The organism is Pseudomonas sp. PGPPP1 (genome assembly GCF_002255865.1).
In the GTDB taxonomy this organism is placed as follows: domain Bacteria; phylum Pseudomonadota; class Gammaproteobacteria; order Pseudomonadales; family Pseudomonadaceae; genus Aquipseudomonas; species Aquipseudomonas cremoris.
In genome coordinates this window covers 1-20,754 of the sequence record NZ_NKIG01000025.1, presented here as the reverse complement: position 1 = coordinate 20,754, position 20,754 = coordinate 1, and the positions used below count along the sequence as shown (strand labels likewise).

General features: G+C 60.8%; 17 protein-coding genes. 3 read left to right on the top strand and 14 right to left on the bottom strand.

What is annotated here, in order from left to right; translation table 11 throughout:
* Window positions 1-24: 24 nt before the first annotated feature.
* Genes CFE47_RS23445 through plsB form a run of 3 tightly spaced genes read right to left on the bottom strand, consistent with a single transcriptional unit; the run spans window position 25 to window position 3,717 of the window.
* The gene (locus CFE47_RS23445; protein ID WP_286840751.1) at window positions 25-714 is read right to left on the bottom strand and encodes a DUF4197 domain-containing protein; all 690 of its coding nucleotides are present in this window, start codon (window positions 712-714) and stop codon (window positions 25-27) included.
* Between the two features lie 39 nt (window positions 715-753).
* A complete protein-coding gene (locus CFE47_RS23440; protein ID WP_185707423.1) occupies window positions 754-1,155 on the bottom strand; it encodes a YbaY family lipoprotein in 402 nt (133 codons plus the stop codon).
* 60 nt (window positions 1,156-1,215) lie between these two features.
* The gene (gene plsB, locus CFE47_RS23435) at window positions 1,216-3,717 is read right to left on the bottom strand and encodes a glycerol-3-phosphate 1-O-acyltransferase PlsB (protein WP_286840750.1); all 2,502 of its coding nucleotides are present in this window, start codon (window positions 3,715-3,717) and stop codon (window positions 1,216-1,218) included.
* A gap of 180 nt (window positions 3,718-3,897) precedes the next feature.
* Between plsB and CFE47_RS23430 the strand changes: the two genes are divergently transcribed.
* Window positions 3,898-4,107, top strand: coding sequence for a cold-shock protein (locus CFE47_RS23430; RefSeq protein ID WP_003219353.1), 210 nt, complete (start codon window positions 3,898-3,900; stop codon window positions 4,105-4,107).
* A 145-nt stretch (window positions 4,108-4,252) separates the two neighbouring features.
* On the opposite strand, the gene CFE47_RS23425 is transcribed toward CFE47_RS23430, so the two are convergent.
* From CFE47_RS23425 to CFE47_RS23410, 4 genes are all read right to left on the bottom strand, one after another.
* The gene (locus CFE47_RS23425; RefSeq protein ID WP_286840749.1) at window positions 4,253-4,630 is read right to left on the bottom strand and encodes a hypothetical protein; all 378 of its coding nucleotides are present in this window, start codon (window positions 4,628-4,630) and stop codon (window positions 4,253-4,255) included.
* A gap of 49 nt (window positions 4,631-4,679) precedes the next feature.
* Window positions 4,680-5,489: a putative RNA methyltransferase gene (locus tag CFE47_RS23420; protein ID WP_286840748.1), complete on the bottom strand. Its 810-nt coding sequence runs from the start codon at window positions 5,487-5,489 to the stop codon at window positions 4,680-4,682.
* Window positions 5,489-6,640, bottom strand: a complete 1,152-nt coding sequence (dapE, locus tag CFE47_RS23415) for a succinyl-diaminopimelate desuccinylase (RefSeq protein WP_185707418.1) — start codon at window positions 6,638-6,640, stop codon at window positions 5,489-5,491. The genes CFE47_RS23420 and dapE overlap by 1 nt, the downstream gene beginning before the upstream one ends.
* Window positions 6,641-6,749: 109 nt before the next feature.
* Entirely contained in the window at window positions 6,750-9,341 is a 2,592-nt protein-coding gene (locus CFE47_RS23410; RefSeq protein ID WP_185707416.1) for a glycosyltransferase, read from the bottom strand.
* Window positions 9,342-9,552: 211 nt separating this feature from the next.
* On the opposite strand from CFE47_RS23410, the gene tcdA reads away from it, so the two are divergent.
* Window positions 9,553-10,368, top strand: coding sequence for a tRNA cyclic N6-threonylcarbamoyladenosine(37) synthase TcdA (gene tcdA / locus CFE47_RS23405; RefSeq protein ID WP_071487460.1), 816 nt, complete (start codon window positions 9,553-9,555; stop codon window positions 10,366-10,368).
* A 121-nt stretch (window positions 10,369-10,489) separates the two neighbouring features.
* Here the strand turns inward: tcdA and CFE47_RS23400 are convergent, their stop codons facing one another.
* The 4 genes from CFE47_RS23400 to CFE47_RS23385 all read right to left on the bottom strand — a co-directional run bounded on the left by CFE47_RS23400 (window position 10,490) and on the right by CFE47_RS23385 (window position 13,539).
* Complete coding sequence (locus tag CFE47_RS23400) at window positions 10,490-10,897, bottom strand: SufE family protein (protein WP_286840747.1); 408 nt, start codon at window positions 10,895-10,897, stop codon at window positions 10,490-10,492.
* On the bottom strand, window positions 10,894-12,099 hold the full coding sequence (locus CFE47_RS23395) for an aminotransferase class V-fold PLP-dependent enzyme (protein WP_286840746.1): 1,206 nt from the start codon (window positions 12,097-12,099) through the stop codon (window positions 10,894-10,896). The genes CFE47_RS23400 and CFE47_RS23395 overlap by 4 nt, the downstream gene beginning before the upstream one ends.
* 63 nt (window positions 12,100-12,162) lie before the next feature.
* Window positions 12,163-13,197, bottom strand: a complete 1,035-nt coding sequence (gene dapD, locus CFE47_RS23390) for a 2,3,4,5-tetrahydropyridine-2,6-dicarboxylate N-succinyltransferase (protein WP_286840745.1) — start codon at window positions 13,195-13,197, stop codon at window positions 12,163-12,165.
* Between the two features lie 33 nt (window positions 13,198-13,230).
* On the bottom strand, window positions 13,231-13,539 hold the full coding sequence (locus tag CFE47_RS23385) for an arsenate reductase (protein WP_231982825.1): 309 nt from the start codon (window positions 13,537-13,539) through the stop codon (window positions 13,231-13,233).
* Window positions 13,540-13,807: 268 nt separating this feature from the next.
* Here CFE47_RS23385 and CFE47_RS23380 point away from each other — a divergent pair, with 268 nt between their 5' ends.
* Complete coding sequence (locus tag CFE47_RS23380) at window positions 13,808-15,451, top strand: Na+/H+ antiporter (RefSeq protein ID WP_286840744.1); 1,644 nt, start codon at window positions 13,808-13,810, stop codon at window positions 15,449-15,451.
* 12 nt (window positions 15,452-15,463) lie between these two features.
* Here the strand turns inward: CFE47_RS23380 and dapC are convergent, their stop codons facing one another.
* From dapC to map, 3 genes are all read right to left on the bottom strand, one after another.
* The gene (dapC, locus tag CFE47_RS23375) at window positions 15,464-16,663 is read right to left on the bottom strand and encodes a succinyldiaminopimelate transaminase (RefSeq protein ID WP_286840743.1); all 1,200 of its coding nucleotides are present in this window, start codon (window positions 16,661-16,663) and stop codon (window positions 15,464-15,466) included.
* Window positions 16,664-16,802: 139 nt separating this feature from the next.
* Window positions 16,803-19,505 (bottom strand): [protein-PII] uridylyltransferase, encoded by a 2,703-nt coding sequence (locus tag CFE47_RS23370; protein ID WP_286840742.1) that lies wholly within the window; start codon window positions 19,503-19,505, stop codon window positions 16,803-16,805.
* A 66-nt stretch (window positions 19,506-19,571) separates the two neighbouring features.
* Window positions 19,572-20,354, bottom strand: a complete 783-nt coding sequence (gene map, locus CFE47_RS23365) for a type I methionyl aminopeptidase (RefSeq protein ID WP_286840741.1) — start codon at window positions 20,352-20,354, stop codon at window positions 19,572-19,574.
* Window positions 20,355-20,754 lie beyond the last annotated feature (400 nt).

Sequence of the window (20,754 nt, the reverse complement as noted above, 5' to 3'; positions counted from 1 at the left end):
TTTGAAACGTGGGCAAAGCGGGTATCACAACGCCCCAAACACCTTCTTCGCCAAACTGGTAGCCGCAGCCGCCGGGTTCTTGCGAATGGTTTCTTCTTGCTGCGCGATCATCTTGAACAGGCCGTCCAGCGCTTGTTCAGTCACGTAGTTCTCGACGTTGGCGCTTTTGGCGTCCACCGCGCCAAAGGCCGCAGCCTTGCCGGCCAAGGCGTTGTATTGCTGGGCCACGCCGACTTTGTCGGTGGCGGCTTTGACGATAGGCAAGAACTTGGCGCGGATTTCTTCGCGGCTGCTTTTGTTCAGGTACTGGGTGGCTGAATCCTGGCCGCCGGTGAGGATGCCCTTGGCGTCGGTCACACTCATGTTTTTCACGGCGTTCACCAGGATCGGCTGGGCCTGGGTCACGGCGGTTTCAGCGGCCTTGTTCATGCTGGTTTCCAGCTGCGTGACCTGGTCGCCCATGCCGAACATTTTCAGCTTGTCGGCGACTTTGCCCAGCTTGCCGGGCAGGCCGATCTTCACTTCGGGGTTGTTGCTGAAACCGCCGGGTACGCCCAGTTGTTTCACGGCGATCTGAGCGCCTTGGGTCAGTGCGTCCTTGAGGCCGCCACTGGCGTCGCCCTGGGACAGGCTGCCGAGGTCCAGGGCCATGGCGTTGGCACCAAACAGCAGGCCGGCACACAGGGCGGTAAGGTGAAGGGAGTTACGGAGCATGGGCGCTTCCTTTTGATAGGGCTTATGTTCTGGAGGCTATCAGTGAGCCACAGCATCTACGCGCAGGCGGAGCGGCTGTGGGTCCTGGCCGTTGAGCTGCACAGAGTGCCGTTCGGTGGTAATAAACAGTAGCTTGCCATCCAGTTCGATGCGAGCGCTCACCGAGTAGCTGTGGCCGGGCTTGACCTGTGCCGGGTCGTAGCTCAAGTGGAAGGGCAGCGGCACCTGGCCTTTGACCGGGCCTTTCTGTTCAGCCAGGGTCACCGCCGGTGCGTCGGCCAGGGAGACATCTTGCAGGCTGACGCTCAAGGTGGCGGTCGGCGGCAAGGCGATGCGTTGCAGGTAAAACACTTCGCCGTCGAGGCTGGCCTTGGGTGCGGGCGTCATGGATTGGCAGGCTCCGAGCAGGGCGGTGAGGCCCAGGAGGATGATCTTTTTCATGGTCTAGCTCCTTGTAAACGGCGCCGGAAACCGCCCGGCGCCTTATTCAATCTAGCGGCTTTATTCAGGTTTGACGGCTTCAGATTCGACCGGGGTGTCATCCACGCGGTGCAACGCCACCTGGCGGATCGACAAACGAATCTCCGCCGGCAGCACACGTTTGGCGGCGCCTTCGGCCAGTTCACCGAGCATGTCGTGGTAACTCAATTTGCCGGCTTCATCGCGGCGCAGCACATCTTGCTCCAGCAGGGTCTGGATGAAATGTCGGAAAAGACTCTTGTCGAAAAACTCCGGGGCATTGAGGCCATGCAGGATCGACAGGCGCTGGGCCATGATCGTGCACAAATCCTCCAATTCTTCGGCGCTGATGCTGTTCTGGCCGCTGTTGAGCAGCAGCGAGATCGCCATGTAGAAGCGTTGCAGGGTCTGGGCAATGCTCTTGGACAGCAGGGTCAGCAGCACAAAATGCCGTGAACTCGGCGCCGGGCGCAGGAACACGTCATTTTCAAAGCGCAGCAGGCCCTGTTCGACAAAGGCTTCGAGCCATTGGTCGACGACCGTGTCCAACTCCTCCAGTGACCAGCGAATAAACAGTTCCGATTGCAGGTACGGGTACAGGGCGTGGGTGTAGCGCAGGATCTGTTCGCGGCTCATCCGCGAGCTGCTCTGGAAGAAGCTCGCCAGCAACGCAGGCAACGCGAAGATGTGCAGCACGTTGTTGCGGTAGTAGGTCATCAGGACGGCGTTCTGCTCGTCCAGGTACAGAATCTTACCGAGGGCGTCGCTCTGCTCCGACAGCAGGTCCATGTCTTTGACATGCTTGATCAGCGCCATGCCATCGCCTTCGGGCAAGGTGGTGTGGGGCGAGTAAGGCACGCGGCGCAGCAGCGCCAGGTACAGGTCCAACTGGCGTGCCATGGCCTGTTCATCCAGGGCCAGGCGCGTGGTGGACAGCAGTGCCAGGGCCACCAGGTTCACCGGGTTCACGGCAGCGGCTTCGTTCAAGTGGCGGGCTACCTGCTCGCCGAGACGGTTAGTGGTTTCGTTGAGCCACGCCGGTTTGTAGTTCGGGGCCAGTTCCTGGGAGCGCCAGTCGGGTTGTTCGTTGTCGAGGAATTCGGCCAGCTTGATCGGCTCGCCGAAGTTGACCGCGACCTGGCCAAAACGCTGCTTGAGCGCGCCGACCACTTTGAAAATATCGAAGATCGACTCTTTCTTCTTGCTCGCGCCACGTAACTCGCCGAGGTAGGTGCGGCCTTCGAGCACACGCTCATAGCCGATGTACACCGGCACGAACACGATTGGCATGCGCGATGAGCGCAAAAAGCTGCGCAGGGTGATCGCCAGCATCCCGGTCTTGGGTTGCAGCATGCGCCCGGTGCGCGAGCGCCCGCCCTCGACGAAATACTCCACCGGGAAACCCTTGGTGAATAGGGTGTGCAGGTATTCGTTGAACACTGAGGTGTACAGCGGGTTGCCCTTGAAGGTACGGCGCATGAAAAACGCACCGCCACGGCGCAACAGGCTGCCGATCACCGGCATGTTCAGGTTGATGCCGGCGGCGATGTGCGGTGGCGTCAGACCGTTCTTGAACAGCAGATAGGACAACAACAGGTAGTCGATATGGCTGCGGTGGCAGGGGACGTAGATCACCTCGTAGCCCTGGGCAACCTTCTGCACGCCTTCGATGTTATTGACCTTGATGCCGTCGTAGATCTTGTTCCAGAACCAGCTCAATACCACTTCGAGGAAGCGGATCGCGGTGTAGGTGTAGTCCGAGGCGATCTCGTTGCCGTAGCGCAGGGCCTGGGCCTTGGCCTTTTCCGGGCTGATTTTTTCCCGTTCGGCTTCATCGGCAATGGCCTGGCGCACCAGCGGCATGTTGACCAGGCCCTTCACCAGGTTGCGGCGGTGAGACAGGTCGGGGCCGATCACGGCGGTTTTCAGGTTGCGGAAATGCACCCGCAGGATGCGTTGGGCCATGCGCACCGTGCGTTCGTGACCTTTATTGTGCTCGATCAATTCACGCAGGTTGATGGGCGCAGAGAATTGCACACGGGTCTTGCGACCGAGGATCAGGATACTCAGCAGTCGGCGCAGACGGCCGGTAACGGCCCAGCTGTCGGCAAACAGCAGTTTCCACGGGCTGGACTCGCTCTCGGGCGATTGCCCCCAGAACACGCTGACCGGAATGATTTGTGCATTCTCTTCGGCGTGTTCGGTCAGGGTATTGACCAGGCGCGTCAAGGTGGGCGGCGCGCCGCGCTTGTCCTGACGGCCAAGCCAGTCCGGCTCCGGCGTGAGGTAGAAGAACGCCGCCGGTTCCATCAGCGGGCCCACCGATACCGGTAGCACCGGGCGTGGCAGGCCGGCCTTGGTGCACTCGGCATCGACCACGGCCAATTCAGTAAGGGAGGGCGATTGCAGGACGTAGAACACCGGCCGGCTGCGGTCCAGGTTAAGGGTAAGGGACGACTGGTTGATCGTCTCCGAGCGAACCCAGAGGTACAACAGTCGGCGCAAGGCGCCAAACACCAGACGGCGGAACGGGGAGCGGGTCATAGGCGTGCTGCTTCAAGTGGTTAAAACCGAGCAGGTGCTCGGGCCGGTAGTGTGCCGTATTCGCCGAAAATCGGCAAAAAAGCAGCGATGTAAACTTGAGTTGATCGTTTTTGAGCCTGTCTTATACTCGGCAGTTCAATGCGGCACTCAACAATAAAAATGCAAGTGGGAGTAAGACAAATGGCAACGCGCGAAACAGGCAACGTGAAGTGGTTCAACGATGCAAAGGGTTATGGGTTCATTCAGCGCGAAGACGGCAAGGATGTGTTTGTGCACTACCGCGCCATTCGTGGTGAAGGCCACCGCTCCCTGGCCGAGGGCCAGCAGGTGGAATACGCCGTGGTGACCGGCGAGAAGGGGTTGCAGGCGGAGGATGTGGTGGGGCTGTAAGGCTGACCCAATGCTGTTCTGGTAACCCAATCAACTGTGGGAGCTGGCTTGCCTGCGATAGCATCACTGTGGTCTTGCTGATAGACCGAGGTGTTTGCATCGCAGGCAAGCCAGCTCCCACATTGATTGTATTTGCAGCTTTAAATCAGGCAGTTTTCCAGGTGATCTGTTCTTCACCGTCTTCGCTGATACGAATCCAGGTGTCGGCGCTTTCTTCACCTTCCTCTTCAACCCACGTGCCCGGCGCGCAACGCACTTCGACGTTCAGTGCGGCAAACGCAGCGCGGGCGCAGGCGATGTCGTCGTCCCACGGGGTCTGGTCGCTTTCCAGGTATAGGCTGTTCCATTTGCCTACGGCTTTCGGCAGCCAGGTCACGGGCACGTTGCCGGCCTTGCACTTGTAGGTTTGGCCCTTCTGGACCCAGTCGGTACACGGGCCCAGGGCGGCGCCCAGCCAGGCGGCGATGGCTCGGTGGTCGACGTCGGCGTCCTTCAGGTAAATCTCGATATCGGGTTGGCGCATGGATGTTCCTCGTTGCGGGATTTTAAAAATCCATTCGCGGAAAAGTCGGTTATTGAAGCACGAAATAGTCGTAGCGCATCGACACGGTGACCAGCAGCGGCTCGGCCGCCTCGATCACTTGGGTGCGACGCTCGGCGCTGGCACGCCAGCCGTGGGGCGTCATGGCCAGCAGGTTGGCGCGGTCCTGGGGCTCGGCCAGGCTCAGCGTGAACTCCAGGGTTTCGCTGTGCGCAAGGCTCATGCCCTCTGGCACCAGGGCCAGGTGCTTGTCGTCAGTGTACTCACGCACTTCGTCGTACAGGCGCTCGCGCAATTCCATCAGGTGGCCGCTGGTGGGGCCGACCTTCATCAAACCGCCGCCAGGGCTGAGCAGGCGTTTAGCCTCTTCCCAGTCCAAAGGGCTGAAGACACTGGCCAGGAACTGGCAACTGGCGTCGGCCAACGGCACGCGGGCCATGCTGGCGATCAACCAAGTCAGATGGGGGTTGCGCTTGCACGCGCGCTTGACCGCTTCCTTGGAAATATCCAGTGCGTAGCCATCGGCGTGGGGCAGGGCATCGGCGATTTGCGCGGTGTAGTAGCCCTCGCCACAACCGATGTCCACCCAGCGCTGTGGAGCGCGTTCAGCGGCCAATTCGGCCAGGCGCTTGGCCACCGGCGCGTAATGCCCGGCGTTGAGGAAGTCGCGGCGAGCCTCGACCATGGCGAGGTTGTCGCCCGGGTCGCGGCTGTTCTTGTGCTGCACCGGCAGCAGGTTCAGGTAACCCTGGCGCGCGCGGTCGAAACGGTGCCCGGCCGGGCACGCCACGCCATTGTCCACCGCGTTGAGCGGGGCGCTGCAAATGGGGCAAGCGAGCATCAGGCGAGCAACTTGATCAGGGTTTGGTAGTAGATTTCGGTCAGCACATCGAGGTCACTGGCCAGGATGCGCTCATTCACTTGGTGAATCGTCGCGTTGACCGGGCCCAATTCGACCACCTGGGTACCGAGGGTGGCGATGAAACGCCCATCCGACGTACCGCCGCTGGTGGACGCCTTGGTTTCACGCCCGGTGATTGCCTTGATGCTCGCGGATACCGCATCCAGCAACGCGCCCGGTTCGGTGAGGAACGGCAGGCCCGACAGCGCCCACTCCACGTGCCAATCCAGGCCGTGCTTGTCGAGGATTGCCGCTACACGTTGCTGCAGGCCTTCGACGGTGGACTCGGTGGAGAAGCGGAAGTTGAACACCGCCGTCAGGTCACCGGGAATCACGTTGGTGGCGCCGGTGCCGGAGTTCAGGTTGGAGATCTGGAAGCTGGTGGGCGGGAAAAAGGCGTTGCCATCATCCCAATGCTCGGCAGCCAGTTCCGCCAGGGCCGGTGCGGCCAGGTGAATCGGATTCTTCGCCAAGTGCGGGTAGGCCACGTGGCCCTGCACACCGCGTACGGTCAAGGTGGCGCCGAGGGAGCCACGACGACCATTCTTGACCACATCGCCTACCAATGTAGTGCTCGATGGTTCGCCGACAATGCACCAGTCCAGGCGCTCCTTGCGGGCGGCCAGGCGTTCGATCACGGCTTTGGTGCCGTGGTGCGCCGGACCTTCTTCATCGCTGGTGATCAGGAAGGCCACCGAGCCTTTGTGGTCCGGGTAGTCGGCGACGAAACGCTCAGAAGCCACCAGCATCGCGGCCAGGCTGCCTTTCATGTCGGCCGCGCCACGCCCACAGAGCATGCCGTTTTCGTCGATCAGCGCGTCGAACGGGTCGTTCTGCCAGGCCTGAACCGGGCCAGTCGGTACCACATCGGTGTGGCCGGCAAAGCACAGCACCGGGCCGTCGTGCTTGCCGTGGGTGGCCCAGAAGTTATCCACGTCTTCAATGCGCATCGGCTCAAGCGCAAAACCGGCGTCGCCCAGGCGCTGCATCATCAGCTTCTGGCAATCGGCGTCGATCGGCGTCACGGAGGGGCGACGGATCAGGTCGATGGCAAGTTGAAGGGTCGGCGAAAGGTCGGCATGGGCCGTCATGGGGAAACTCCACAGCTTTATAAAATGAGCAGGCAAGGCGCACAAAACGGCCGTTATCTTATAGCAAAACGGCGACCAGAGGCCGCCGTTTAGTGCATTGCGCAAGTTTTTACGCAGCGGGTGCGGGCTCTGGCTCAGCCGCTGGTTTAGGCAGCGACGACAGGAACGCCATGATCAACGCCGCCACATACGGCAGCGACTGCACCAGCAGCATCACCACCCAGAAGCGGATGTCATTGCTCGGCAGGCCCTGCACGAGGTAGATCCCCAGCGCGGCGCCCCACAACAGCAGCATGATGAACATTTCTTCGCGGGCTTCGGAGATGGCTACCCAGAAGCCGTGGTTATCCGCGTTTTTCGGTGTACGAAAGAACGGAATACTGGTGGTGAAGAAGCCATACAGCACTGCTTTGGCGATGGTGTGGGACAACGCCAAACCGGCCAAGGCCGCGCAGAACGCATCTTTTAGGTTCACGCCAACCGCGCGACGGTACAGGAAGATGATCTTGCCCACCTTGAACACGAACAGCGCCAACGGCGGGATCGCGAAAATCAGCAGCGGCGGGTCAACCCGTGTTGGCACGATGATCATCGCCGCCGACCACAACAGGGCGCCCACGGTGAAGAAGATGTTCATGCCGTCCGCCACCCACGGCAACCAGCCCGCGAGGAAGTGATAGCGCTGGCCACGGGTCAGCTCGGTGTCCTTGCCGCGCAAAAGGCTTGCGGTGTGACGCTTGATGATCTGGATCGCACCGTACGCCCAACGGAAACGCTGTTTCTTGAAGTCGATAAAGGTATCCGGCATCAAGCCCTTGCCGTAGCTGTCGTGGTAATACGCCGCCGACAGACCTTTCTCAAATACCCGTAGGCCCAACTCGGCGTCTTCACAGATACACCAATCGGCCCAGCCCAGCTCTTCGAGCACCGAGCGACGGGTCATGGTCATGGTGCCGTGCTGGATGATCGCGTCACGGTCGTTGCGGGTGACCATGCCGATATGGAAGAAACCCTTGTATTCCGCATAGCAGAGCTTCTTGAAGGTGCTTTCGTTCTGGTCGCGGTAGTCCTGCGGCGACTGCACCACGGCGATTTTCGGGTCGGCGAAGTGCGGCACCATGTGCTTGAGCCAGTTCGGCGACACGCAGTAATCCGAGTCGATTACCGCGATCACTTCGGCGTCCTTGGCGGTGTGCGGGATCAGGTAGTTCAGGGCGCCGCCCTTGAAGCCGGCCAGGGGCGCGACGTGGAAGAACTTGAAGCGCGGGCCCAGGGTCTCGCAGTAGTCGCGCACCGGTTCCCATACAGCAGGGTCCTTGGTGTTGTTGTCGATGATCAGGACTTCGTAGTCCGGGTAGTCCAGCGCTGCCAGGGCGTCGAGGGTCTGTTTGACCATCTCCGGCGGCTCGTTGTAGCACGGCACGTGGATCGACACTTTCGGGCGGTAGTCCGAATCACCTTCGACCGGCAGGAATTCACGCCGACGCTTGTGGGTCCATACCGCTTCTGCCAGTTCATGGGCCTCGGTCAGCAGCACGATAAACACGCCGAGTGCGCCGAGGGCCAGAAGAATGCCCACGGTGACACTGAACCACGTGCTGTATTGCTGGCTGTAGTCGTAGCCAATCCACACCAGCACCGACCCGCACAGGAACGCGATAAACGTCAGGAACGTGCGGCCACGCTGGCGCAGGGCCGAGCCGTCGATCATCAGCAGGGTCAGGGACAGCAGCGCGAGCACCACCGAACCGATGGCCAGTACGCGCCATTGCGGAATCGCGACCACCGGCCCTTCAAAGTTGAATTTCTGCTGGCGCGCCGCGTTGTACACACCCCAGTAAGCGCCGGCGGAGCCTTCGTCGCTGACTTTCCACGGCTGATCGAAGGCCTCGATCACGAAATAGTTGTAGCCCTGGCGGTTCAGCTTGTTCACCAGCGTACGCAGGTAAATCGCCTGGTCGGCCGGGGACGTTTCATTGCCACCACGCATGCGGCCGTTGCTCGGCCAGCCAACTTCCGACAGCAGCAGTGGCTTTTTCGGGAACAGTTTCTTCAGGTCTTTCGCGCGGTCGAGTACGTACTGGCCGGCCTTGTCCATCGGAATGTATTCCCAGAACGGCAGGATGTGCGCGGCGATCAGGTCGACGTGCTTGGCCAGTTGCGGGTTCTTTTCCCAGATGTGCCATTGCTCGGACGTTGTCACCGGCACTTTCACTGCGGCGCGTACGCGGTCCAGCAGCACGATCAGTGCTTCTGGGGTGATTTCCTCACGGAACAAGGCTTCGTTGCCGACCACCACCCGCACTACGCTGCGCGAGCTGTTGGCGATCTCGATGGCGCGCTGGATTTCACGCTCGTTACGTTCCAGGTCCGGGCTGATCCAGATACCCAGGGTTACCCGCAGGCCGAACTCTTCCGCCAGCTTGGGGATGTCTCCCAGCGTGCCGTCGACCGAGTAGGTACGGATGTTGTCCGTCAGCTTGCTCATGATCTCAAGGTCACGGCGCATCTGATCGTCGGTGGGGTATTGGTCTTTCTGTGGGAACTGGCCTTGTTGGAACGGCGAGTAGGAAAAACCGGAGATCTGCTCAGGCCAGTTGGGAGCAGTGACGGGGCGGTTGATCAGCGCCCAGAAGCCGGTAAACAGTGCGGCGATTGCCAACACGATCACCAGGTTGAGTCCAAATTTACGCGATGCCATGGTTATTTCGGGTTCCAAAGGGTGTGGAACGAAAAGAGGTGTCGGCCAGCGCCGAACGGCGCGCATCCTACACCGACGCTTCCCTGAGCGTATAGCAGACAGAGAAAAGCCGGACGTTAGTCAGCAAAAGGCCATCTAAGTTCTTAACTTGTAACTTGTAGCTTAAAACTTGCCGCTCCGTAGCCCATAATGCGCGCCGGTTTTTGGGGTAATGGTCATGAGTACAGAAGATCCGCGGTTTGCAGGCGTCGCCCGCTTGTATGGCATTGAAGGCCTGGAACGCTTGAAAGCGGCCCACGTGGCGATCGTCGGCGTCGGCGGCGTGGGCTCCTGGGCGGCAGAAGCCATGGCCCGGTGCGGTGTGGGCGAGATTTCGCTGTTTGACCTGGACGACGTCTGCGTGAGCAACAGCAACCGCCAGTTGCACGCGCTGGACAGCACCGTGGGCAAACCCAAGGTCGAGGTGATGGCCGAACGCCTGCGTGGTATCAACCCGGATTGCACCGTGCATGCGGTTGCGGATTTCGTCACCCGCGACACCATGGCCGAATACATCACACCCAATATTGATTGCGTGATCGACTGCATCGACGCCGTCAACGCCAAGGCTGCGCTGATCGCCTGGTGCAAGCGCCGCAAGATCCAGATCATCACCACTGGCGGTGCGGGCGGGCAGATCGACCCGACGCTGATCCAGGTGTGCGACCTGAACCGCACCTTCAATGACCCGTTGGCGTCGAAAGTGCGCTCCACGCTGCGCCGCGATTACGGCTTCTCGCGCACCGTTACACGTCATTACAGCGTGCCGTGTGTGTTTTCCACCGAGCAACTGCGCTATCCCAAGCCGGACGGCAGCATTTGCCTGCAGAAGAGTTTCGTGGGTGACGGGGTGAAGCTGGACTGCGCCGGAGGGTTTGGCGCGGTGATGATGGTCACGGCCACGTTCGGCATGGTCGCGGCGACGAAAGCGGTAGACAAGATTGTGGCCGGGGTGCGCAGGCCTTCGGAGCGGGTCAAGCCCACCTAGATCTCACTGCCCTGCACTGACTCAAAATGTGGGAGCTGGCTTGCCTGCGATGCAGACACCTCGGTGTATCAGTCACACACCGGTGTTGCTATCGCAGGCAAGCCAGCTCCCACATTTAGCTTTATGTACGGCTTAGTTCTCGCATGCGCTGCAACACTGCATTCAAGCCATTGCTGCGGGACGGTGACAGTTGGCGGGAAAGGCCCAATTGATTGAACCAGTCGGGCAAGTCCACCGCCTGCAGCTCGACGGCAGAAAGCCCATTCACTCGCGCCAGCAGCAACGCCACCAGCCCGCGAATCAACCGCGCATCGCTGCTCGCAGCAAACTGCCAATGCCCATCCTGCAAACGCCCCACCAACCAGACCAGGCTTTCGCAACCCTGCACCAGGTTGGCGTCGACTTTGTCTTCAGTGGCCAGGGCGGGCATGCGTTCGCCCCATTGCATCAGCATGCGGGCGCGCTGTTCCCAGCTACCGACGGCTTGGAACGCTTCAAGCGCGTTCGTCGCATCAACGGGCAAGCTCATCGCAACATATCCAGCGCTTGGTCCAGCGCTTCAAAGAAGCGCTCCAGGTCATCGGAGTCGTTGTACAGCGCAAGCGACACACGGATCGCCCCCGACAAGTGCATCGCCTTGAGCAGTGGCATCGCACAATGATGGCCAGCGCGCACGGCAATGCCTTGTTCGGTCAGCAGGTGGGCAAGGTCGGCGTTGTGCACGCCTTCAACCACGAAGCTGACCAGTGCCACATGGGGTGATCCCAGTACCTGCACGCCATTGCGTGCTTTGAGCCCGCGCAACAGGTAGTCATGCAAGGCTGCTTCATGGGCCATTACGGCTGGCTGGTCCAGCGAACTCAGGTAGTCCAGGCTGGCACCCAGGCCGATCACGCTGGCAATCGGCGGAGTACCGGCTTCGAACCCCAGCGGCGCCGGGCGGAAACTGGCGCTGTGGTAGTCGGCCTGCTGCACCATCTCACCACCAAACTGCCAGTGACGCAGGTGATGCAGGGCTTCATTGCGGCCAAACAGCACGCCGACGCCATCCGGGCCGTAGAGCTTGTGGCTGGAGAATACGTAGAAGTCGCAACCCAATGCGTGCACGTCATGACGGCCATGGACGATGCCTTGGGCGCCGTCGACCACGGTCAAAGCGCCATAGGGGCGGGCCAGTGCGAGCAGGGCTTCCAGCGGTTGCCAGGCGCCCAACACGTTAGATAACTGGCTCACGGCCAGCAGGCGTGTGCGTGGGCCGATCAGCTCGGCGGCGGCGGTGAGGTCGATCACGCCGTCATCACCCAGGGGTAGCACCACCAGTTCCAAGGCGCGACGCTTGGCCAATTGCTGCCACGGCAGCAGGTTGGCGTGGTGTTCGAGGGCGCTGATAACAATCTCATCGCCCGCATTGAATAGATGCTCAAGGCCATAGGCCAAGAGGTTCAGCGCAGAGGTTGCGCCGTGGGTAAACACGATTTGCCCGCTTTCACCTGCGTTCAACCACTGCGCGACCTTGCTGCGGCTGTCTTCGAAAGCCTGGGTCGCATGGGCGCCTGGCAAATGCTGGGCACGGTGCACATTGGCTGCGCCATTGGCGTAGTAATGGCTGATGGCATCCAACAGGGCCTGGGGTTTTTGTGTGGTAGCGGCGTTGTCCAGATAGGTCTGGTCTTGCCGTTGCAGGGTGGCGATGGCCGGGAAATCGGTGCGCCAGGGGGAGGGCACAAGCATGGTGTTCAAACTCGTATAAACGAGCCCCAGGATCGGGGCCCGCTAGTGGCATCGAGTGGCTGCTTAGTTGTGAGCGTGCAGCGCTTCGTTCAGTTCGATGGCCGATTTGTGGGTTTTGCACTCCACGGCACCGGTCTCGGAGTTGCGGCGGAACAGCAGGTCCGGCTGGCCGGCCAGTTCACGCGCCTTGACCACTTTTACCAGTTGGTTCTGCTCGTCCAGCAGCGCAACCTTGGTGCCGGCGGTGACGTACAGGCCCGACTCTACGGTATTGCGGTCGCCCAACGGGATACCGATACCGGCGTTGGCACCGATCAGGCAGCCTTCGCCAACCTTGATCACGATGTTGCCGCCGCCCGACAGGGTGCCCATGGTGGAGCAACCGCCGCCCAGGTCCGAGCCCTTGCCGACGAACACGCCCGCCGATACACGGCCTTCGATCATGCCCGGGCCTTCGGTGCCGGCGTTGAAGTTGACGAAACCTTCGTGCATCACGGTGGTGCCTTCGCCCACGTACGCGCCCAGGCGGATACGTGCGGCGTCAGCGATACGCACGCCAGCCGGCACCACGTAGTCGGTCATTTTCGGGAACTTGTCCACCGAGAACACTTCCAGCAACTCGCCACGCAGGCGCGCTTCCAGCTGACGTTCGGCCAGCTCGTTGATGTCGATTGCGCCCTGGCTGGTCCAGGCTACGTTCGGCAGTTGCGGGAACACACCGGCCAGGCTCAGGCCGTGCGGCTTGACCAGGCGATGGGACAGCAGGTGCAGCTTGAGGTAGGCCTCAGGCGTGGAGGTCAGTGCTGCGTCTTCGGCCAGCAGGGTGGCGACCAGCGGGGTGTGGCTTTCAGCCAGGCGATTGAGCAGCGCCGCTTGGGTCGCGTCGACGTTCTTGAGGGCATCAGCCAGTTGCAGCGCTTGGCTGATGGTGAAGGTGATCGCCTGGTTGCCTTCGGTGTAACCCAGGATCGGGGCGATAGCGGCGACGATTTCAGCCGATGGGTTGAGCAGCGGTTGTGCGTAAAACACTTCCAGCCAAGCACCTTGGCGGTTCTGAGTGCCGACGCCGAAGCCCAGGCTGAACAGGGAATTGGACATGCTGTTACCTCTACAAAAATGGGAAAGGCTGGCCTACTTGAGGGCCGCCGAATAACTATCTGGCTTGAAGCCAATCAGGGTTCTGTCACCGAGATCAAGCACCGGGCGCTTGATCATCGAGGGTTGTGCGAGCATCAATTCAATGGCTTTCGACTGATCGAGATCGGCTTTGCGTTCGTCTTCGAGTTTGCGAAAGGTGGTGCCCGCACGGTTCAAAACCACCTGCCAACCGTGCTCGTTGCACCATTGGGTCAAGTGTTCGCGGTCGATACCGGCCGTTTTGTAGTCGTGGAACTCATAGCTCACAGCGTGCTCATCGAGCCAGGTGCGCGCCTTTTTCATGGTGTCGCAGGCTTTGATGCCAAAAAGGTGCAACGTTTTGCTTGAAGCGGCCAAGGAATCGCCCCCTTTAAGATGCTGAAAACCAAAGGACCCGGATTATGCCACGACCAGCGGCCAGTGGTGCCCCTCGTCATGCTGGCGTGCGACTTATGTGCAAATGCCGACTGGCGGCATAGGCGGGTAACATAGCTGGGTAATATGGCACTTCAACTGCCAGTTGTTGCCTGATGTGTGTCGTTGCAAGTCGATAGTCTGGGAAACCCGCGTTATGCAAACCGCCTACACCGTTCTTATCCTGCTGATGCTGGTCAGCGTTTCGCGTCTGGTCGGGCGTGTCATTCCTCTGCCGTTGCCCTTGGTGCAGATTGCTGCCGGCGCCCTGCTGGCTTGGCCCACGCTGGGACTGCATGTGGCGCTGGACCCGGAGTTGTTCCTGTTTCTGTTCTTGCCGCCGCTATTGTTTTCGGACGGCTGGCGCATGCCCAAACGTGAGTTTTGGCGGCTGCGCGGGCCGATCTTGACGCTGGCGGTGGGGCTCGTGCTGTTTACCGTAGTCGGTGCCGGCTACTTCATACATTGGATTTTGCCTACGATCCCGCTACCAGTGGCATTCGCCTTGGCAGCAGTTTTATCGCCGACGGACGCGGTGGCGGTGTCGGCCATTTCTCAGAATCGCCTGCCTACGCCGTTGATGCACATGCTGCAGGGCGAGGCCTTGATGAATGATGCGTCGGGCCTGGTGACGTTCAAGTTCGCGCTGGCGGCGGCGTTGACCGGGGTGTTCTCCCTGGCGGATGCCAGTCTGACGTTTGTGCTGGTGGCGGTGGGTGGCCTGGCCGTTGGCGTGGCGCTGAGCTGGCTGGTCGGCCGCCTGCGTGCATGGATGATCGCCCGTGGTTGGGATGATCCGGCGACTCACGTGGTGTTTATGTTGTTGCTGCCGTTTGCCGCCTATGTATTGGCCGAACGCCTGGGTGCATCGGGCATCTTGTCGGCAGTCGCGGCGGGCATGATGCAAAGCTGGCTCGACCTGTTGCCACGCCAGACCAGTACACGGTTGCTCAACCGCAGCGTTTGGTCGTTACTGGAGTTTGCCTTCAACGGCCTGATCTTCTTGCTGTTGGGCCTGCAACTGCCGGACATCATCAAGGCTGTGGTGAGCCATGAGCCCACGTTATGGCCAGCGTTGTTCTATCGCTGCCTCGACGTGATCGGGATTTTCCTGGTGCTGGTAGTACTGCGGTTTGTCTGGGTTCAGAGCATCTGGCGTCTGTCGGGGTTGTTGCGCAGGGTGCGTGGGAAAAGCGAACTGACGCTGGTGCCCACCGCCCGGTCTTGTTGGCTGCTGACTGTCGGTGGCGTACGCGGTGCGGTGACCCTGGCCGGTGTGATGTCGGTGCCGTTGCTGCTGGCGCCGGGCCAGGACTTTCCTGAGCGCGATTTGCTGATCTTCATTGCGGCCGGGGTGATCCTGCTGTCACTGATTGCGGCGTGTATTGCGTTGCCGCTGCTATTGCGCGGTATCGAGAAGAGTCCGGATGAAAAGCGCCATAACGAGGTACGCGAGGCTTGGAAGAAGACCGCCGTTGCCGCGATCCACGCCCTGGAAGCCGAAGAGCCCGCTGACCCCGAAACTCAGGACGCTGCCCAGGCGGCGCTCGCGACTGAGCTCAAGGCTCGTCTGATGTCTGAATATCGCCACCAGTTGGAAGTGTTCAACGACTCGGCTGAAGCCCAGGCGCTGGCGCAGCAGATGGACCTGCTTGAGCGCAAATTAAGGCTCAAGGCCCTGCGGGCACAGCGTTTGGAATTGTATAGCTTGAGCCGTCATCACCAGATCGGTGATGACGTTTTGAGGGAGGTGTTGGCTGATTTGGATATGAGTGAGGCGAATCTGGGGCCGGTGAAATGACCCAGGTAACACTTAGCGGTGACGCTGGATAAAATCCCGGATCCGTTCCGCCGATTCGACACACTCCGCCAACGGCGCAACCAATGCCATGCGCACACGCCCGGCGCCCGGGTTGAAACCGTCCACTTCCCGCGACAGGTACGAACCCGGCACCACGGTCACGTGTTCTTCTACGAACAAGTCCCGGCAGAACGCCGCATCATCGCCATTCACATTCGGCCACAGGTAAAACCCACCGTCAGGGCTTTGCACGTCCAGCACCGGCTTGAGGATGGCCAGCACAGCGTCGAATTTTTCCCGGTACAGGTCACGGTTGGCCTGTACGTGGGCTTCGTCCTGCCAGGCCGCGATGCTGGCCAGTTGGGTTTGTACAGGCATCGCGCAGCCGTGGTAGGTGCGGTACAGCAGGAAGGCCTTGAGGATGTCAGCGTCGCCCGCCACGAAACCGGAACGCAGGCCCGGCAGGTTGGAGCGCTTGGACAGGCTATGGAACACCACGCAACGCTTGAAGTCCTGGCGCCCCAGTTCGACGCAGGCGCTCAGCAGGCCTGGCGGCGGGGTTTGTTCGTCGAAGTACAGCTCGCTGTAGCACTCGTCGGCGGCGATCACGAAGTCGTATTCGTCGGCCAGTGCGATGAGCTTTTTCAAGGTCTCGACCGGGATCAATGCGCCGGTCGGGTTACCCGGGGAGCACAGGAACAGGATCTGGCAGCGTTTCCAGATATCCGGCGTCACGGCATCGAAGTCCGGGTTGAAGCCATTGGCATCGAGGCACGGCAGGTAATGCGGCTTGGCCCCGGCCAGGAACGCGGCGCCTTCGTAGATCTGGTAGAACGGGTTCGGGCTCACCACCAGCGCATCGTCACCGCGATTGACCACGGTTTGGGTGAAGGCGAACAGCGCTTCACGGGTGCCGTTGACCGGCAGGATATTGCGCGCCGGATCGAGCCAGCCCTTGGGCACGTTGAAGCGGCGTTCGCACCAGGCGCCGATGGCCTCGCGCAGGGCCGGGATGCCCAGTGTGGTCGGGTAAACCGCCATCTGGTCGAGGTTGTCGGCCAGCGCTTTGGCAACGAACTCCGGGGACTTGTGCTTGGGCTCGCCGATGGACAGCGCGATCGGGCGCTTGTCCGGGTTTGGCGTAACGCTGCCGAGCAGGGCGCGCAGTTTTTCGAACGGGTAGGGCTGGAGCTGGTTCAGGGCGTTGTTCATAAAAGTCTCTTAGATAAGCGCGGACTCTGTGGGAGCTGGCTTGCCTGCGTAGGCATCGCCTCGGTGTGCCAGCTACACCGTGGCGACCCTATCGCAGGCAAGCCAGCTCCCACATGAATCGGGTTAACAAAATCAATAATCAAATAGTCAGCCGGGTGAGCTCGACCCCAGGCTCCTGGGTCACGCTCAACTGCTGCACGATGGCTTCCTGCAAGCGCCGGCACAGCTCAGGGTCGGACAGCGGCTGGTTGTCGGCGTCGGTGATGAAGAACACGTCTTCCACGCGTTCGCCGAGGGTCGCAATCTTGGCGTTCTGCAACGACAGGTCGAACTCCAGGAATATCCCGCCGATACGCGCCAGCAGGCCAGGGCGATCCGGCGCGCTGAGTTCCAGCACTGTCACCGGGCGCTGGGCGTCGTTGGAAATGGTCACCTGTGGCGCAAACGCAAAGTGCTTGAGCTGGCGCGGTACCCGGCGCTGGATGATGGTCGGATAGTCGTCAGGGTTGCGCAGGGCCTCGGTAAGGCCTTCGCGGATCTTTTTCACACGTGCGGGGTTATCGCCAATCGACTCGCCTTCGGTGTCGAGCACGATATAGGTGTCGAGGGTGAACTGGCTGCTGGAAGTGATCACCCGCGCATCGTGGATGTTCAGGTTGAGCTGGTCCATCGCCGCCACGGTCACGGCGAAGAAGTCGTGCTGGTCCGGCGCATAGATGAAGATCTGCGTGCCGCCTTCGAATTCGCGCTGGGTGGTTTCCTTGATCAACACCAGCGGGCCGCCATCGGCCGGTTGCTGCAGGATCGCGTCACTGTGCCAAGCCACATCGCCGGCGGTGTGGCGCAGGAAGTAATCGTCCCCCAGTTGCGACCACAACTGCTCGACGTCGTCCGGGTCGTTGCCGCCGCGTACCAGAATGTCCAGGGCCGCGCTTTGGGTACGGCGGATCTGTTCTTCGCGGTCTACCGGGTTTTCCAGGCCGCGGCGCAGGGCGCGCTTGGTCTCGGTGTACAGCTGGCGCAGCAGGCTGGCGCGCCAGGAGTTCCACAGCGTCGGGTTGGTGGCGTTGATATCGGAAACGGTCAGCACGTACAGGTAGTCGAGGCGGGTCTCGTCGCCGACGATCCCGGCGAAGTCGTGGATCACCTGCGGGTCGGACAAGTCCTTGCGCTGGGCGGTGGTCGACATCACCAAGTGGTTTTGCACCAGCCAGACGATCAGGCGGCTGTCCCACACGGGCAACTGATGGCGCTGGCAGAACGCTTCGGCGTCAACGGCACCGACCTCAGAGTGATCGCCATGCCGGCCCTTGCCGATGTCGTGGTACAGCCCGGCCAGGTAGATCAGTTCGGGCTTGGGCAGCTTGGCCATGAGTTTACTGGCCAGCGGGAATTTCTCTGACACCTGGGTGTACTGCAACTTACGCAGGTGCTTGATCAGGTTCAGGGTGTGGGCGTCCACCGTATAGATGTGGAACAGGTCGTGCTGCATCTGCCCGACGATAAAGCCGAACTCTGGCAGGTAGCGCCCAAGGATGCCGTAACGGTTCATGCGCCGCAGGTTGCGATGGATGCCGATCTTGCATTTGAACAGCTCGATGAACAGGCTGGTGTTGCGGATATCGTTGCGGAAGTCGTCATCGATCAAGTGACGGTTTTCGCGCAGCAGGCGGATGGTGTCGGCGCGCACGCCTTTGATTTCCGGCTGCTGGGCCATCAGCACGAAGATCTCCAGCATCGCGAACGGCGTGCGGCGGAACACGTTGTCGTTGCGCGCCTCGATGTAACCGTCGTGCAACTGGAAGCGCGAGTTGATCGGCTGCGGTGGAGCTTCGTCTTCGGGGGCCAGGATGACTTCTTCGAAGTGCTGGATGATCAGGTCGCTGAGCTGGGCAATGCTCATGACCACCCGGTAATACTGCTGCATGAAGCTTTCGATGCTGGTCTTTGCGTCTTCACCCTCAAACCCCAGCAGGGTGGCGATGGAGCGCTGGTGGTCAAACAGCAGGCGGTCCTCGGAGCGGCCGGCCAGCATGTGCAGGGCGTAGCGGACTTTCCACAAGAACTCCTGGGATGAGGCGAGCAGGGCGTTTTCGCTCTCAACCAGGAACCCTTCGCCCGCCAGGGCGCGCAGGTTCAGAGTGCCGTACTGGCGCCGGGCTACCCACAGGATCGTCTGGATATCCCGCAACCCGCCAGGCGAGCCTTTGACGTTGGGTTCCAGGTTGTATTCGGTGTCGTTGTATTTGTGGTGCCGGGCTTTCTGCTCGGCACGCTTGGCCAGGAAGAAATCCTTGCTCGGCCACATGTGCGCGGTGCTGGTGACTTCGAGCATGCGCTGGCGCAAACGCTCGGGGCCAGCGATGGTGCGGCTTTCCATCAGGTTGGTGATGACGGTGAGGTCGGCGCGGGCTTCTTCGGCGCATTCGTCCACCGAGCGCACGCTCTGACCGACTTCCAGGCCAATGTCCCACAGCAGCGTGAGAAAACGCTCGATGGAATCGCGAAAGATCTCGTGATCGGCGCTGTCCAGCAGGATCAGCAGGTCGATGTCGGAGTAGGGGTGCAACTCACCACGACCGTAGCCGCCAACCGCCACCAGGGCGATATCGGCGTCTTCGCTCCAGCTGAACTGCTCCCAGGCCTTTTGCAGGATGTTATCGACGAACCAGGCGCGATCCTCGATCAGCCGGCGGATGTCGCGGCCACTGCGAAAGCGCTCGTCGAGCACCTCGCGGGCCTGGCGGATCGCCTTCTTGAAAGCGGCGATAGGGCTCGCCTTCAGGGCCAGTTCGGCCTGGAACTGGCCACGGTCGAAGAGTTCGGGATCCACCTGGGGCATTGATCGGTTTTCCTTTCTATCTATTCAGTCAGTCACTACACAGCGTGGGAAAACCTGAAACAACCTTTAGGCCGAAACGCGTGGGATCGTGTCGTCGGCGCGCAGAGTAAAGATCTCGTAGCCGGTCTCGGTCACCAGCAGGGTGTGTTCCCACTGGGCGGAGAGCTTGCGGTCCTTGGTGATGGCGGTCCAACCGTCGCCCAGCACTTTGGTATCGGCCTTGCCCTGGTTGATCATCGGCTCGATGGTGAAGGTCATGCCGGCTTTCAGTTCCATGCCGGTGCCGGCACGGCCGTAGTGCAGGATTTGTGGTTCCTCGTGGAACACGGTGCCGATGCCATGGCCGCAGAATTCGCGCACGACCGAGAAGCCGTTCTTTTCGGCGTGCTTCTGGATCACTTCACCGATGTCGCCCAGGCGGCAGCCAGGTTTTACGATCTCGATGGCCTTGTACATGCATTCCTGGGTCACCTGGGACAGGCGCTCGGCCCAGACCGGCACGGTGCCGACGTGGAACATGCGGCTGGTGTCGCCGAAATAACGGTCCTTGATCACGGTGACGTCGATGTTCAGGGTGTCGCCGTCCTTCAGCGGTTTGTCGCCCGGAATACCGTGGCAAACCACGTGGTTGACCGAGGTGCAGATCGACTTGGGGAAACCCTTGTAGTTCAGTGGCGCAGGGATGGCATCTTGCACGTTGACTATATAGTCGTGGCAGATCTGGTTCAGGGTCTCGGTGGTGACGCCGGGCTTGACGTGTTCGGCAATCATTTCCAGCACGTCGGCAGCCAGTTTGCCGGCGATGCGCATGCCAGCAATGTCTTCGGCGGTTTTCAAACTAACGGTCATACAGGCTCTCTCTAGCGCGACGCGCTGAAATCAATACGGTTTACGGGCGCGCGACAAAAGGTTACAGAATTCGCACAAGCCACAGAAAACGCGATTCTAACAGACGATGGCCTCAAATCATGAGCCTCTGATGATCGCTTCTCTCTATAAGGTAGGGGGTTGTTGGCTCTATTCAAGGGCTTGCGTGAAAGCGGTCGACGGCAAATGTGATTGCGGGTTTCGTTTTTGTCGATGCTGTGGTATAAAATGCGCCGCTTTCCGGGGATACCCCGCAGAGCTTAAATCCACACACGTGTCGACACGATGACCTGGGTGCCGGAGGCCTTGATGCCGCTGGTTGGTCATTGGGATACGTGGAGGCCAAACCCGACTTATTAAGGAACTATCATGTCCCAAGTCA

Coding starts and splice junctions, on each gene's coding strand:
- dapE (WP_185707418.1), bottom strand. CDS start 6,640: ATGACGGCCCATGCCGACCTTTCGCCGACCCTTCAACTTGCCATCGAC.
- CFE47_RS23440 (WP_185707423.1), bottom strand. CDS start 1,155: ATGAAAAAGATCATCCTCCTGGGCCTCACCGCCCTGCTCGGAGCCTGC.
- CFE47_RS23400 (WP_286840747.1), bottom strand. CDS start 10,897: ATGAGCTTGCCCGTTGATGCGACGAACGCGCTTGAAGCGTTCCAAGCC.
- dapD (WP_286840745.1), bottom strand. CDS start 13,197: ATGTCCAATTCCCTGTTCAGCCTGGGCTTCGGCGTCGGCACTCAGAAC.
- CFE47_RS23430 (WP_003219353.1), top strand. CDS start 3,898: ATGGCAACGCGCGAAACAGGCAACGTGAAGTGGTTCAACGATGCAAAG.
- CFE47_RS23395 (WP_286840746.1), bottom strand. CDS start 12,099: ATGCTTGTGCCCTCCCCCTGGCGCACCGATTTCCCGGCCATCGCCACC.
- map (WP_286840741.1), bottom strand. CDS start 20,354: ATGACCGTTAGTTTGAAAACCGCCGAAGACATTGCTGGCATGCGCATC.
- plsB (WP_286840750.1), bottom strand. CDS start 3,717: ATGACCCGCTCCCCGTTCCGCCGTCTGGTGTTTGGCGCCTTGCGCCGA.
- CFE47_RS23410 (WP_185707416.1), bottom strand. CDS start 9,341: ATGGCATCGCGTAAATTTGGACTCAACCTGGTGATCGTGTTGGCAATC.
- CFE47_RS23370 (WP_286840742.1), bottom strand. CDS start 19,505: ATGCCCCAGGTGGATCCCGAACTCTTCGACCGTGGCCAGTTCCAGGCC.
- CFE47_RS23425 (WP_286840749.1), bottom strand. CDS start 4,630: ATGCGCCAACCCGATATCGAGATTTACCTGAAGGACGCCGACGTCGAC.
- tcdA (WP_071487460.1), top strand. CDS start 9,553: ATGGTCATGAGTACAGAAGATCCGCGGTTTGCAGGCGTCGCCCGCTTG.
- CFE47_RS23380 (WP_286840744.1), top strand. CDS start 13,808: ATGCAAACCGCCTACACCGTTCTTATCCTGCTGATGCTGGTCAGCGTT.
- dapC (WP_286840743.1), bottom strand. CDS start 16,663: ATGAACAACGCCCTGAACCAGCTCCAGCCCTACCCGTTCGAAAAACTG.
- CFE47_RS23420 (WP_286840748.1), bottom strand. CDS start 5,489: ATGCTCGCTTGCCCCATTTGCAGCGCCCCGCTCAACGCGGTGGACAAT.
- CFE47_RS23445 (WP_286840751.1), bottom strand. CDS start 714: ATGCTCCGTAACTCCCTTCACCTTACCGCCCTGTGTGCCGGCCTGCTG.
- CFE47_RS23385 (WP_231982825.1), bottom strand. CDS start 13,539: ATGAAAAAGGCGCGCACCTGGCTCGATGAGCACGCTGTGAGCTATGAG.